15 protein-coding genes and 1 tRNA gene are annotated in these 13,713 nt (G+C 36.3%); 4 read left to right on the top strand and 12 right to left on the bottom strand.

Annotated elements, in window-relative coordinates; translation table 11 throughout:
- Window positions 1–2: 2 nt before the first annotated feature.
- Window positions 3–1,709 carry a hypothetical protein gene (locus HME9304_RS09825; RefSeq protein WP_112378429.1) on the top strand — a complete coding sequence of 569 codons (1,707 nt, stop codon included), beginning with the start codon at window positions 3–5 and terminating at the stop codon, window positions 1,707–1,709.
- A gap of 306 nt (window positions 1,710–2,015) precedes the next feature.
- On the opposite strand, the gene HME9304_RS09820 is transcribed toward HME9304_RS09825, so the two are convergent.
- The 4 genes from HME9304_RS09820 to HME9304_RS09805 all read right to left on the bottom strand — a co-directional run bounded on the left by HME9304_RS09820 (window position 2,016) and on the right by HME9304_RS09805 (window position 4,727).
- On the bottom strand, window positions 2,016–2,564 hold the full coding sequence (locus tag HME9304_RS09820) for a mechanosensitive ion channel domain-containing protein (RefSeq protein ID WP_112378428.1): 549 nt from the start codon (window positions 2,562–2,564) through the stop codon (window positions 2,016–2,018).
- 150 nt (window positions 2,565–2,714) lie between these two features.
- A complete protein-coding gene (locus HME9304_RS09815) occupies window positions 2,715–3,482 on the bottom strand; it encodes a carbonic anhydrase family protein (RefSeq protein WP_112378427.1) in 768 nt (255 codons plus the stop codon).
- Between the two features lie 31 nt (window positions 3,483–3,513).
- Entirely contained in the window at window positions 3,514–4,212 is a 699-nt protein-coding gene (locus HME9304_RS09810) for a DUF2490 domain-containing protein (RefSeq protein ID WP_112378426.1), read from the bottom strand.
- Window positions 4,213–4,645: 433 nt separating this feature from the next.
- Window positions 4,646–4,727: transfer RNA gene (locus tag HME9304_RS09805), tRNA-Leu, on the bottom strand.
- 98 nt (window positions 4,728–4,825) lie between these two features.
- Between HME9304_RS09805 and HME9304_RS09800 the strand changes: the two genes are divergently transcribed.
- From HME9304_RS09800 to HME9304_RS09790, 3 genes are all read left to right on the top strand, one after another.
- The gene (locus HME9304_RS09800) at window positions 4,826–6,220 is read left to right on the top strand and encodes a dipeptidase (RefSeq protein WP_112378425.1); all 1,395 of its coding nucleotides are present in this window, start codon (window positions 4,826–4,828) and stop codon (window positions 6,218–6,220) included.
- Between the two features lie 70 nt (window positions 6,221–6,290).
- Window positions 6,291–6,578: a hypothetical protein gene (locus HME9304_RS17075; RefSeq protein WP_112378424.1), complete on the top strand. Its 288-nt coding sequence runs from the start codon at window positions 6,291–6,293 to the stop codon at window positions 6,576–6,578.
- Between the two features lie 132 nt (window positions 6,579–6,710).
- Window positions 6,711–7,811, top strand: coding sequence for a DUF4407 domain-containing protein (locus tag HME9304_RS09790; protein ID WP_112378423.1), 1,101 nt, complete (start codon window positions 6,711–6,713; stop codon window positions 7,809–7,811).
- Here HME9304_RS09790 and rfbD read toward each other — a convergent pair.
- The 8 genes from rfbD to HME9304_RS09750 all read right to left on the bottom strand — a co-directional run bounded on the left by rfbD (window position 7,808) and on the right by HME9304_RS09750 (window position 13,690).
- A complete protein-coding gene (gene rfbD, locus HME9304_RS09785; RefSeq protein ID WP_112378422.1) occupies window positions 7,808–8,677 on the bottom strand; it encodes a dTDP-4-dehydrorhamnose reductase in 870 nt (289 codons plus the stop codon). The two genes, HME9304_RS09790 and rfbD, sit on opposite strands and share 4 nt — an antisense overlap.
- A gap of 15 nt (window positions 8,678–8,692) precedes the next feature.
- Window positions 8,693–9,241, bottom strand: coding sequence for a dTDP-4-dehydrorhamnose 3,5-epimerase (gene rfbC, locus HME9304_RS09780; RefSeq protein ID WP_112378421.1), 549 nt, complete (start codon window positions 9,239–9,241; stop codon window positions 8,693–8,695).
- Window positions 9,242–9,244: 3 nt separating this feature from the next.
- The gene (gene rfbA / locus HME9304_RS09775) at window positions 9,245–10,105 is read right to left on the bottom strand and encodes a glucose-1-phosphate thymidylyltransferase RfbA (RefSeq protein ID WP_112378420.1); all 861 of its coding nucleotides are present in this window, start codon (window positions 10,103–10,105) and stop codon (window positions 9,245–9,247) included.
- Window positions 10,106–10,150: 45 nt separating this feature from the next.
- A complete protein-coding gene (rfbB, locus tag HME9304_RS09770; protein ID WP_112378419.1) occupies window positions 10,151–11,188 on the bottom strand; it encodes a dTDP-glucose 4,6-dehydratase in 1,038 nt (345 codons plus the stop codon).
- 213 nt (window positions 11,189–11,401) lie between these two features.
- Window positions 11,402–12,124: a hypothetical protein gene (locus HME9304_RS09765; protein ID WP_112378418.1), complete on the bottom strand. Its 723-nt coding sequence runs from the start codon at window positions 12,122–12,124 to the stop codon at window positions 11,402–11,404.
- A gap of 180 nt (window positions 12,125–12,304) precedes the next feature.
- Window positions 12,305–12,661 (bottom strand): MmcQ/YjbR family DNA-binding protein, encoded by a 357-nt coding sequence (locus tag HME9304_RS09760; RefSeq protein WP_112378417.1) that lies wholly within the window; start codon window positions 12,659–12,661, stop codon window positions 12,305–12,307.
- Window positions 12,658–13,020: a Dabb family protein gene (locus HME9304_RS09755; protein ID WP_239023428.1), complete on the bottom strand. Its 363-nt coding sequence runs from the start codon at window positions 13,018–13,020 to the stop codon at window positions 12,658–12,660. The genes HME9304_RS09760 and HME9304_RS09755 overlap by 4 nt, the downstream gene beginning before the upstream one ends.
- 46 nt (window positions 13,021–13,066) lie before the next feature.
- A complete protein-coding gene (locus HME9304_RS09750) occupies window positions 13,067–13,690 on the bottom strand; it encodes a DUF4230 domain-containing protein (protein WP_112378415.1) in 624 nt (207 codons plus the stop codon).
- Between the last annotated feature and the right edge of the window lie 23 nt (window positions 13,691–13,713).

Genomic DNA, 13,713 nt, shown 5'->3' with positions numbered 1-13,713 from the left:
ACATGAGAAATATAGTTATCTTTTTATTTACGCTTACTTTTTTTGGTTGCTTGCCCAAAGCACCTGAATATCCATATAGGTCAGCAGCTGATTTAAAAGCTGAAGCCCAACGAATATCGGATAACTTGGAGCACTATATCAAAAAATGGGCTAAAGGGGAGGTTCCGTCCAAACTTCCTGATAGCATTCTACCAAAAGGATATGATAGCGAGCGGTTCAAAAACATACGATTGGTTAAATTTGAAGATATCGACCCCAAAGATCAATGGGTTTCCCGTATGGCCCATAAAATTAATTTTAAGAAACTCTACGGTAGTTTTCCCGATCCACATTGCACCTATTTATTAGCTCCAATCATATATGCTCCTTTTGGTTCCTTTATGAAAATTGAAGGGGATTTTCCCTATTGTAGATTTTTTAGCGTTCAAACTTCTCCCCCATTTGATGGCGCCGGTTATAGATATGACAAATTTGCAGGTAACGGTGAGGTAGCGATAGTTGATTCTGATATCGTGCCCAAAGCAAATAATAGTAATCCGTTTAAGCCAAATGGAAATCGCTTGGCAAAAAATAGAGCATACGAAGTAATTTATAAAATGAGTTTAGGCAATGCAACCGAACTGGACCCATCGCACGAGCCGCCGTACAGGGGAAATGGAAAACTACGGCACGCCAGTGCTATACAGGCACAAGGGCCTTGGGGAGCGAATAAATCAGAAGGTCATGGAAGAGGGCCTTGGGATTTTGGAGATGTTTGGATAAGGTATTATGGTATCGATAAGGATAAGTTTCCAGATGCTGGGGTGGAACTCCCCAAAATGTATTTTGAATTAAAAACGGGCGAAAAGTTTACCGTTGTAGCTGATTACGAAGGTTTTGTTCAAGCTTCTGAGGAAACAATGGCCAACCGTGATATTGGGAACAGTGACCCAGCACCTTATAATGGTAAGGATATCGGGTGGGACAAGCAATTTGGAATTTTTTTACAAATTGCTTCGGGAGCTTCCAGGGCACTTTACAAAAATAGTCCTTCAGACAAAAAATACGTTCGTGATCTGCACAAAGGAATCACAGGTCGTGGGGCCGACATGCCTGCACCATCAAGTCTGGAGCCCCATGCCACCGGGAGTAACTACCATGGCTATCTTACTAATGGAATGAGTATTAAAAAAGGTAAAATCTATGTACTTACCGGAAAAATGCCAACCTTCCCAGATACCCGTAACGGTGCAAAAATCTTAAAACCTGCACAATGCCGCTATTGGAGTTTAACGACCTATGATGCCGCTTTTCCTTTTTCAAAAGTAAAAGGTCTTGAAAACACAAGTATCATGGATGATGAAATAATTTTGGACGATAACAGGAATTATACCTTAGTATACTCTAGGCTTGAGGATCGTCCAAAAAATGCGACGGCAGAAAATGGGATAACTTGGATAGATTATGGGAACACTGCAACACAAGCATTCACATTAAGATGGGTATCCGTAGGTCCAGAATGGTCCTTTGACAAATCGCCCAATGAATTGAACTTACCCTGGTCCAAAACTACTTGGAGCGGAAGTGAATTTGATAAAACCATAATTGGCAGTAATAATCAAGATGGGTTTTTAAAAGAGTTTCATCCGTTGCGCCACTATATGAGTAAAGAAACCTTTGAGAACATCGGCACTAAATTGACCAAAAAGAGGTCGGTTGTTTGGGAATGAGATATTTATACCCCTAAGTATCAACACAATCTAAATATTGGTTATCGACAATATATCTCGAGAATTCTTCTATCACCAAGATTTCGCGGTTTTATGAGTATCGGCTTTAATGAAAAAATTAACAATATCGTCATTCATCATAGAAAAATATCAGCTATAGTGTGAGAAGAAAGCTCAAAATACGTATTGCACTGTAGTTTCTTGTTAGAAGTATCGAGAAATGATAGCATCTTTTCATGACTTTATTTTCTAAGGCTATGGCAATCTTTCATGGTGTTTTAGCTGAAAATTCTTTGTTTAAAATAGCTATAAAAGTTCTTGATTAATAGTTAAGCTATTCTGTAATTCATCGCCGAGATGATTTACTTTTCGGATGGTTTTTTGAATAAAAATATTATTAGGCAAAGTTATCTCTTCATCTGTGGGATACATTTTTACTTTAGTAAAAAATAATCCTATGTTCAAAACTTCCCCTCTAATCTCATAATCTTTTGTTTCCATAATTGATATGGAATCCCCAATCTTTACTGAATGTCCAAAGAAAATAATGATACTTGAAGTTATATTTGATAATAGTGACCATTGCGCAAAGAAAGCAACACCAATAATTGTGAGTAAAGAACCAACAAATACTGCCAATTCAGATTGTTTTACACCCCAGATTACCATAAGGATGATTAGGCTAACCAGCAATAAAATAAAATGGATGGCTCTTCTAATAAGTTGAATTCTGGATTTTTGAAGCACTTTATCTGTAATCGTTTTATTTATAAGTCGATTCATCACCATTCGAATTACTATGAATATGGCTATAACGACAATTGATTCTATAATTTTAGTATAGTATATTTCCATTGGTTTTGAATTAAATCATCTAATTATATCGAAGGATTTAAAAAAGTCAATTCCTATTATATTTTGTTGGATATTGAAATTGACCAATAAGTTAAAAAAATCCCTATAACTTGAGCCATAGGGATTTATTACCTGATTTATTCAACAAATTTAATCGTTGTTAAAGGTCACTTTTCCTGTTTCCATATTGTAAAGGGCGGATACAATCATAAGTTCACCTTCATCTTCCATTTTTGCCATTGTAGGTGATTGCTGTCTTATATTCATTACCGTGCGCATCGCATTATTATTGATAACGAGGTCGGTAAACTCGATATTTTTAGTCGTACGCTCACCTTCAAATTCAGTTTCTTCAACCGCAGGCTGAATCTCATCAATAAGATCGGCAAGTGAATTCATCCCCAATGCTTTCGCATCAACTTGGTCGATTGTAGATTTTACTGCACCACAAGCAGTGTGTCCCATTACGATAACAACTTTAGAACCTGCAACGGCTGTCGCAAATTCCATCGACCCAACGATATCCGCATTTTCAATATTACCTGCGACACGTGCTACAAAAATATCACCAATTCCCAAATCAAAAACATCCTCTACGGGTACACGGCTGTCTACACAAGAAAGTACGATAGCTTTTGGAAATTGCCCTATCATTGCTTTTCTACGTTGCGCCGAATGGTCACGTTGGGTTAGATTATTGTTCATAAAATTTTCATTTCCCTTTTTAAGTCTTCCTACAATTTCTTGAGGTGTCATATCAGCTTGCTCTTCAGCAGTTAAAATACTTTCGACTACTTTTTCTTCAATAAGCTCCTGTTGTGTTTCTTGCTCAACAGGTTCTGTTTTTTTCGTTTCTTGGCAGGATGCTAAAAATAATGATGCTAAAATTCCAACTGATTGTAATGTGATTTTTTTCATTTGTTATCTAATTAAAGTTTAAAATTAATGGTTAAAATGTATGGTGCAGGCTAAACTGCAGCTGTCCTTTCTGCCAGTTATTGGTGGTCTGTTCCATCCATCCCAACTGGACTCTCAAATTTTTCTTAATGGCATATCCTAGGCCTAAATAGGTTCTATTTCGATCAAAAAATTGAACCTCACGACCATTTCCTATATTTCGTTCCCCATTGATAAAAAGTTCATTGTAAAAGGCAAAATAGGGGGTTCCTTTATCAAGCGTAGTTCCTTTAAAGGGAATATTGACAAAGAGATTGTAACGGTAACGTGTTCTAAAATCTTGGTCTTCAACCCAACGCTGTTCATATCTAAAACGATGCGTTAACAGTAACCTTTTTAAAATAGTGTTAGAAAATAACGCTTCTTGATAGATACGGTTTTCCGATATTGGGTTGTCTATATCCACTCCATATTGTCCAGTTGTAATATTGGCAAATCCCACAGTAAACAGTACTCCGGAATTTGTTGGTCTATAGGTGATACCAGAGCGCAACAACAATTGTTCCCTGTCACCGAGTCCTCGCCAGTCCCTATATTGTATATCCCCTTGAATACCCCAATTTGATTCCTTGAACGTAGCATTGTAAAAATACATATACCAGGCACCCAACTGTTCTCCATCAGGAGCTTGCGCATTAGCATTAATAAATAATATAGAACAGGTTAAAATACTGAGGTATGTTTTTTTCATTCTGTCTAAACTTTTTAAAATTTTGTTAGACAAAAATAATATTAAACTTGAACGGTTGGGTAGTTATTAACAAAATTTTAATAGCATTACTATTAAATAAAATAGCTTTACTATTGATTTAATCTGATAGAAGTAAACTCAACTCGCTTTTGCTAGAAAATCGATGCAATAGCCTTCCAATGGCAATTTGAAACTATGAGTAGTATTCAAAACTTGTATAGGCAAGCTCTCTTTCCATAATGTAGCTCAGTGAAATGAAGGCGGGTGTGTTGAATGGGTCAAAAATTCTAAATGCTATTATATGAAAGTTGAAAAGAAGAGATTTATACTAAATAATATCAAACCATATAAATCCTAATTTAGTTAAAGAAACTAGGAAAATTTTGTACCCAAACAAAAAAACTCCCCGATGAAGGGAAGCTTTTCATTTTAGTGCGGGCGGAGAGACTCGAACTCTCACACCTTGCGGCACTAGATCCTAAGTCTAGCGTGTCTACCAATTCCACCACGCCCGCAAAAAGGATTGCAAATATAATTCAATTTTCCGATTTGCAAATACACTCTTTTTAAAAACTTGTTTTTCGTACTTTTAGTGTACTTTTTAAAACCGTATATGGAACAAATAAATGAATATATTGCCGCCAACAAAGAGCGATTTATAAATGAACTTATTGAATTGCTGAAAATACCTTCGATAAGCGCTGATACCGCTTTTTCAGAAGATGTTCTGGAGACTGCCAAATTGGTTAAAAAATATTTGGAAGATGCGGGTTGCGACAATGCGGAAATATGTGAGACCAAGGGCTATCCAGTGGTATTTGGTGAAAAAATCATTGATTCCAATCTACCTACAATATTGGTTTATGGCCATTATGATGTACAGCCGCCCGATCCTTTGGAATTATGGACCTCCCCGCCTTTTGAGCCTGTAATCAAAGAAACCGAAATACATCCGGATGGAGCTATTTTTGCTAGAGGTGCCTGTGATGATAAAGGGCAAATGTTTATGCATGTGAAGGCCATGGAATTTATGGTGAAGAACAACCAACTCCCATGTAACGTAAAATTTATGATTGAAGGTGAAGAAGAGGTGGGAAGCGATAGTCTGGCAGAATTTTTAGAATCGAACAAAGAAAAATTTACCAATGATATTATTCTAATATCCGATACCGGTATGATTGCAAATGATGTACCGTCCATAACAACAGGCTTAAGGGGGTTAAGCTATGTTGAAGTTGAAGTTACTGGGCCAAATCGTGATTTGCACTCTGGTATATATGGTGGCGCAGTACCAAACCCTATCAATGTACTGAACAAGATGATAGCATCTTTACATGACGAGAACAATCATATCACCATCCCTGGATTTTATGATAAGGTTGAAAAAGTTTCTGATGCCGAGCGTGCAGAAATGGCAAAAGCCCCATTCAATTTAGATAATTACAAGAAAGCATTGGATATTGACGATGTTCAAGGTGAAAAAGGTTTTACAACTTCTGAGAGGTATTCTATTCGCCCAACTTTGGATGTCAATGGAATTTGGGGCGGATATACCGGAGAGGGAGCAAAAACAGTTATTGCAAGTAAGGCTTATGCAAAAATTTCGATGCGTTTGGTTCCAAATCAAGACCCGGACGAAATCACAGAATTATTTGCAAAGCATTTTAAGTCCATAGCGCCTAAAAGTGTTAAAGTCAAAGTTACCCCACATCATGGCGGTCTTCCCTATGTTACTAAAACTGATAGCATTGGGTATAAAGCTGCAGCAAAGGCTTACGAAACCACGTTTGGGAAAACACCAGTGCCAGAACGTACAGGGGGGAGCATTCCTATAGTCGCACTTTTTGAACAGGTCTTGGGAAGTAAAACAATTTTAATGGGTTTTGGTCTGGACAGTGATGCCATCCACTCCCCCAATGAACATTTTGGAGTTTGGAATTATTTGAAGGGCATTGAAACCATTCCCTATTTTTATAAGTATTTTACAGAACTTGAAAGCAATAAATAAATGGTCTGGATTGATTGAAAATGTTGCAAAATTGATACATTTTCACTATTTTATACTATAGATTTACTTTATGAGTGGACACATCATCGACATGGTCAACCGTATAAAACAGAACAAAATTCCTAAAAGGAAGAAGTTCCAAGGTGATAATCGTAAACCTATATATGTTGATGCTACCGTGACTACCGAGTACAATTTTCCCAAATTCACTAAATCAGAATTAGAAAAATTCAGTGCAAAATTTGGAAAGGAGAAAAAAAGGGATTGGGAAAAGACTATCTTGTATTTTTCTCTTTGCCTCCTTGTACTTGTAATTTTTGCCACTTTATTTTTTAAGCTCTATAAACTTCCTCATTAATAATTATTTGAAATTCGTCCCTAAAGCCTTTATTTTAAGGCTTTTTTTGTAACAAAATCATGGTTCTCGCGTTCTAATAGTCTATCTGTCCTGAGCTTAGCAGAAGGATTAAATTAAAAAACGAGCACTATTATGTTAAAACACTTTTTTATTTTCTGCTCTGGGGCAGACACCAAAATTTTAGATTCATGTTCCAATGGGGAACGAAATAAATATGCTGGTATTGGCGCCACCGTATTTTTTACCGCTATCATGGCATTTATTGCCAGCGGCTATGCTTTATATACTGTTTTTGACAATATCTACACGTCTATCTTCTTTGGATTGATATGGGGTTTACTAATTTTTAATTTGGACCGATATATTGTTTCTACCATTAAAAAAAGGGACAGCTTTAAAAATGAGCTGGTTCAAGCAGTGCCAAGAATCATACTTGCAATCATTATTGCTGTTGTAATTTCAAAACCATTGGAAATGAAAATTTTCGAAAAGGAAATTAATCAGGTGTTGCTAGAAGAGAAAAATGAAATGACCTTGGCCAATCAACAGCAAATAGCATTACAGTACAACCCTAAGATAGAGGCTTTAAATCAAGAAATAAATAATTTAAAAACCGAAGTTGCCGTCAAGGAAACTGAAACAAATGCATTGTACGATACCTATATTGCTGAAGCGGAAGGAACCGCAGGCACCAAGCTGCTTGGCAAAGGTCCTGTATACAAAGAAAAACGTGAAAAACATGATGCTTATTTAATGGAACTTGCACAGTTGAAGGAAGACAATGCACAAAAAATAGCTGTGATAGAAAGTCAAATTGCTGATCTTGGATTAGATTACAACAACGCCGTTACCGACTCACAACCTGTAATCGACGGCTTTGATGGCCTCATGGCACGGATTAATGCATTGGGAAAATTACCATGGCTGCCTTCCTTTTTTATTTTTTTACTGTTTTTAGCTATTGAGACCTCTCCTATTATTGCTAAACTTTTAGCACCCAAGGGCGAATATGATTATCGTTTTGAGGAACAGGAAAGTGTAGTGGCTACTTGGGTATCACAAAAAGTTGCACAACGTAAGCTATTATTTTCTACAGATGGTGAGCTCAATCAAAAAATTTATGAGGATATCAAGAATGAGGAGGAGCTGTACCGATATAAGAAAGAGAAGGCCCAAGAATTGCTCAAGCTTCAGGCCGATTCTTTTCACAAAATCCAGACAAAAGGACTTTAACCATTAATTTGGGAATAAGCCCTCAGTGCTACAGAAAGGCTATCTTTCCAATGTGGAATGATCAAACCAAACGTATCCTTAATTTTGGACTTATCCAGAACACTGAATTTTGGACGCTCGGCAGACATTTCATATGCTGTTGAAAGGATAGGTTTCAATTCAATATCGATAGTATAGCCTTCAAAAATTGCCTTTGCAAAATCGTACCAACTTGCAACCCCTTCGTTGCTATAATTGTAGGTTCCGTAATCTTTACTATTTTCTTTAATAATTAGCAAAATTGTATTGGCAAGGTCTAGAGCATATGTTGGCGTTCCTATTTGATCGTACACTACCGAAATTGTATCCTTTTTGGGAGCCAATTTCAGCATGGTCTTCATAAAGTTTTGTCCAAATTCTGAATATAGCCATGATGTCCTCAGAATAAAGTATCGACTTACATTATTGATAACAGCACGTTCTCCCTTGTATTTTGTATCCCCATAAAAATTGATGGGTCTAGCAACAGCCTCTTCGGAATAGGGAACGTTTGAAAATCCATCAAAAACAAAATCCGTGGAAATATGGATTAAAATGGTCTTGCTTCTATTACAATTTATGGCAAGATTACGAACGCCGGTTACGTTCAACAGATATGCCAAATCGTTTTGATCTTCCGCGCTATCTACATTAGTGAATCCAGCACAGTTGATACAATATGCATAATCTGATGAGGTAAGTTCTTCTTGAACGGCATCGATATCGGTTATATCCAAATCTGTAGCAGACTTAAATACAAAATCCAGTTCTTTTGCATACCCTTTTTTTGCCAATGATTTAAAAGTGCTACCCAACTGTCCGGATGCTCCTGTAACCAATATTTTCATGGAGATAATTTAAAATTAGTGGGGTACCGCTTCTTTAAGTGCCGGTAAAGATTTATCCTTTTCCGAAATGATCAGATTTTCTTCTGGTATCATCCAATCAATATTAAATGTTTTGTCATTATAGATGATTCCTCCTTCGGATGCTGCATTGTAAAAGTTGTCACATTTATAAAAGAATTTAGCGGTATTGCTCAAGGTTACAAAACCATGGGCACAACCTCTTGGTATGAACATTTGTTTTTTATTATTGGATGAAAGTATGGTAGAGACAACGTTTCCAAATGTTTTGGAGTCGGGTCTTATATCAACAGCAACGTCCAAAACTTCACCATCGCCTACACGGATCAATTTTGCTTGTGCATGTTCTTCTTTTTGAAAATGAAGCCCCCTGAGAACACCCTTTGAAGATAAGGATTCATTATCCTGAACAAAATATGGTTTTAAGCCGGTCAGTGATTCGAACTTTTCTTGATTATAGCTCTCAAAAAAATAACCTCGCTTGTCTTCATGAATTATTGGCTCTAGAATATAGCAATCGATTATTTTCGTTTTCTGTACTTTCATATACTATTTCAAGGCTTCCAATAGGGGTTTGCTGTATCCGCTTTTCAGAAAAGGTTCTGTTAATTTTTTAAATTGGTTTTTTGTAATGAAGCCCATTTTATATGCAGATGCTTCAATGGCACCTATTTTAAGCCCCTGTCTTTCTTCGATGACCTGAACAAATTGTGAAGCTTGCATCAATGACTGAAAGGTTCCGGTATCCAACCAAGCGGTACCCCTGTCCATAATACCCACCTTAAGCCTTCCCTGTTTCAAATACTCTTGATTGACGTCCGTAATTTCCAGTTCGCCTCTTTTACTGGGCTTGATATTTTTGGCAATCTCCACGACATCGTTGTCATAAAAATAAATTCCGGGAACTGCATAGTTAGATTTTGGTTCTTGGGGCTTTTCTTCTATGGAAATGACCTTTCCATCATCACCAAATTCAACAACGCCATACCTTTCAGGGTCATTTACGTGATATGCATAAATAATTCCGCCATCTGGATTGCTATTGGATTGAAGTAAGGTTTCCAAACCTGTACCGTAAAAAATATTATCACCTAGAATAAGGGCAACCTTATCATTCTCTATAAACTTTTCTCCAATAATAAATGCTTCTGCAAGCCCATTTGGTTTTTCTTGTACGGCGTATTCGAACTTGCAACCATATTTTCTGCCGTTACCGAGCAATCTTTTAAAAAGTGGCAGGTCATACGGGGTTGAAATGATTAATATTTCCCAAATTCCAGATTCGATCAAGGTTGAAAGTGGATAATAGATCATGGGTTTATCATATATGGGCATCAATTGCTTGCTCACCGCCAATGTTATGGGGTGCAATCTTGTTCCCGAACCTCCTGCCAAAATTATTCCTTTCATTTTTCCTGCTTTCAAAACTGTAACATGTAGCTATCCAATTTGTCTTTAGACAATATCTTTTTCTTTTGTAAGAGCATGCCTTTTCAAATACCAGTCCACTGTTTTCTCAATACCGGTCTCAAAATTCTCATCGGCACTCCATCCCAGTTCATTTTCAATTTTGGAAGCGTCAATGGCATATCTAAAATCGTGCCCTGCCCTATCTTTAACGTACGTGATCAAATCTTTATATGAAGAACCTGAGGCGGATGGTCTTTTATTATCTAAAATCCCACATACTTTTTGTGCAATGTATATGTTATTTCTTTCGTTTCTACCCCCAATATTATAGGTCTCTCCCGAAACTCCTTTTTCATAGGCCAATGCCAATCCTTTACAATGGTCCAAAACATATAACCAATCCCTAATGTTTGAGCCATCCCCATAAATTGGAATAGGTTCTCCCGCCAATGCTTTTCTAATAATGGTGGGAATCAATTTTTCATCATGTTGTTTTGGTCCGTAATTGTTGGAACAGTTTGTAGTTACAACGTTCATACCATAGGTATGATGATAGCTTCTTACTATAAAATCCGAGGCTGCTTTTGAAGCACTGTATGGACTATTGGGCGCATAAGGTGTTGTTTCCTCAAAAAGGCCCTCTTTTTCCAAAGTTCCATATACCTCATCTGTAGAAACATGGTGAAATCTAGCATTTTTGTAAGCCTCTTTATAAACTCCATTGCTTACCATCCAATGTTTTTTGGCTACATCCAACAAAGTAAAGGTGCCCAAAATATTTGTTTGCATAAATGCATCAGGATCTGTGATGGAGTTATCCACATGTGACTCTGCGGCAAAATGAATCACTCCTTTGATGCCATATATTTCAAATATTCTTTTAACAAGTTTTCTGTCACAGACATTCCCATTTATAAAAGTATAGCGTGGATGTTTTTCTACATCTGCCAGATTATCCAAGCTACCAGCATAAGTAAGCGCATCAATATTAACTATATTGACCTTAGTGTTGGACTCCAAATAAAAAGGAATGAAATTAGAGCCTATAAAACCTGCTCCTCCCGTTACCAAAATACTTACCATTCTAAATCTTGCTTTTACGTATCGATTCCGAGTATAAAATCAATATCGATTATAACGTTATGAAATAGTTTTTATCTTAACAAGTTGAAGTCTAAAACTAAAAACCAAGTTACGGAAAAAAGCTGTATTCCCTATCCATCCATAAAAGCTAGAGCTTGAAATATATAGGCAATTTGCAAGAGAAAAAAATATAAAAATATCTTATCTTACTTTTTATTTATGAAGTATGTATAAAAGTTGTTGTTCTTCTTTGAATTCCAAATGTACCTTATCTCCAAAAAAGTTTGCTAATTCATAAAGATTAACCACGATAAAATCTTCATTTGCCCAAACAGTTTCACCAGGGACAACAGAAGTTCTGATCATAAAGGATTTTTCTTCACAATTTTCTAAAGCTCTGTATTCGTAATTTTTTAGGTTATAGCTCCAACGTATGTTATGGGCCTCACCTGTAGATTTATTTGTTATTTGTAAAGCATTCAATTTTACTTGCTCTCCGACTGTTTGGGTACTTTGATTTTTAAAAGAATTTCTATAACAACTTGAATTTCCGGAAGTAACATAACCATCATAACTCTTCTCAGGATAATCGTGTAAAATGAAATTTCCACATAACAAATCAACAATTTCATTTAACTCATTGGGTGAAACGTAGAGATTTTTATCTTTTTCGAAAAGTCTAACAAACCCGAAGAGATTTGGACTTTCGTTTTTTTTGATTGAAGATTCGACAAAGATTGTTCCTAATTTAGAATAAACGTATGTCTTATTATTTTTTTCGATTGCCAAGTTCACAAACCTATTATCGGTCGAAGAATTGACCATTTTATAAATCGAAATCCCAATTAGAGAGAAAATTCCGGATATCAACAGTATGGAAATTGCAATTCTTCTTTTTGATATATGAATTTTTAAATGATGTCCTTTTTTTTCCATTCAATCGAACTTTATGATTAAGTGCATTAAAATAAAAAATGCCAGATAAATAATTAGGAGGGAATGTATGGATACGGCAATTGACTTGACGATTGGATAAAATACGCTTTACCAATCTATAAAAATGCTCTTTACTTTAAGAATTGAATGCTAAGATGTGGATCATAAGCTTTAACATTATTAGAGTCCTAACAACTCTTCTTTCAGCTTTTTTGTGAGTCCAGACACTACCAAGTCATAGGAATGGTTCAGCAGTTCTACGATTAGGATGGGCGGAAGGTTGTCCAAAAGCAGTGTATTCCAATGGGTCTTGCTCATGTGATACCCTGGTAGAATGTCACCGTCGTACTGTTCTCTTAGTTGCACTGCACGTTCAGGGTCACACTTTAGATTGCATTGTGGGGGCAATCTTTTCAAAGATATAAGAGCAAACATTTTACCCATTACCTTAAATACCAATGTTGTTTCATCAAATGGAAACTCTTCGGTAACCCCCTTTTTGTTTAGGCAATGATTCCTGAATTCTTCAATATTCATTTTTGTAGCCCTTGTGAATCATATACAATAACCTTCTCCCATAGGTCTTTACATTCTTTTATAAAAGTTAGATGGGCCTTTTCGCTTTGGTAACTTTCTTGTGCTTCTGCTGATTCAAAAGTAACAATAAGGGAATAAGTGAATGACCCATCCACAACATCCCTTTTTGCAACGGGCGGAATTCCAATAAAATTGGTTTTTGCATATTTTGAATTTTTCAGGAACTTTTCCAAAGAGGTCTCAAATTTGGCTCTATCGTCTGTATTGTTTGGATTTTTAAGCCAGAAATATACTGTATGGGCAAACGATGAATCGAACTCCGTGGTGGTTTTTTGATTTTGTGTAAATCCGATAGTCATTAAAAAACAAATCGCAAAAAGTGATGATATTAACTTTTTCATGCTTTTAATTTTCTAAATTCTGTTTCTCCTTAACTGTAATTTCCAGGGCAGAATAATCCAAAGTCCACCCGATGGTCTCAACGATTTTTTCAACCAATAAAACTGCTTGCAATGCTTCCTTCTTAGCAGTATCCATTAAACCACTTTCCGGTATTTTTTGTCGTATGTGCGTTTTGGCCTCCAAGTTCAATTTCGTAAGGTCATTAGGGGTAAATAAGTTAAATAAACCACTTTTAATATCGTAAAATTCGAGTTCGGGTTCTATGGACAGCACCTCGGGTTCTGGAAAATTTGCAAGTATGATCCGCTTTTTCTCATTATCCGCTTTTAGGTTCAGTTTTTTTAGGTCATAGCCAATTTGTGCCTTGGCCTTTACAACGATTAGCGCTTTTTTCTTGCTGCTCAACAGGTTCATAAAAGCGCCCCTGGTATTTTCATAATGATAAATTTCGGCAAAATCGCCTTCGACCGAGACCAATTTGCAAACGCTCTTGATTTTATCCAATAAAACGGTTGACTGCTGCTTGGTCAGTTCTTCATTTTTCTTTTTCCGGAATAAGGAAAAGACCCAATACATTAATATTGCCCCAAGAATGAGACCCAATAAAGCTTCTAAAATGCTATCCATCTTTTAAATATATGAAGATTGTA

The sequence above is a fragment of the Flagellimonas maritima genome, assembly GCF_003269425.1.
In the GTDB taxonomy this organism is placed as follows: domain Bacteria; phylum Bacteroidota; class Bacteroidia; order Flavobacteriales; family Flavobacteriaceae; genus Flagellimonas; species Flagellimonas maritima.
This window is presented reverse-complemented; position numbering and strand designations above follow the sequence as displayed.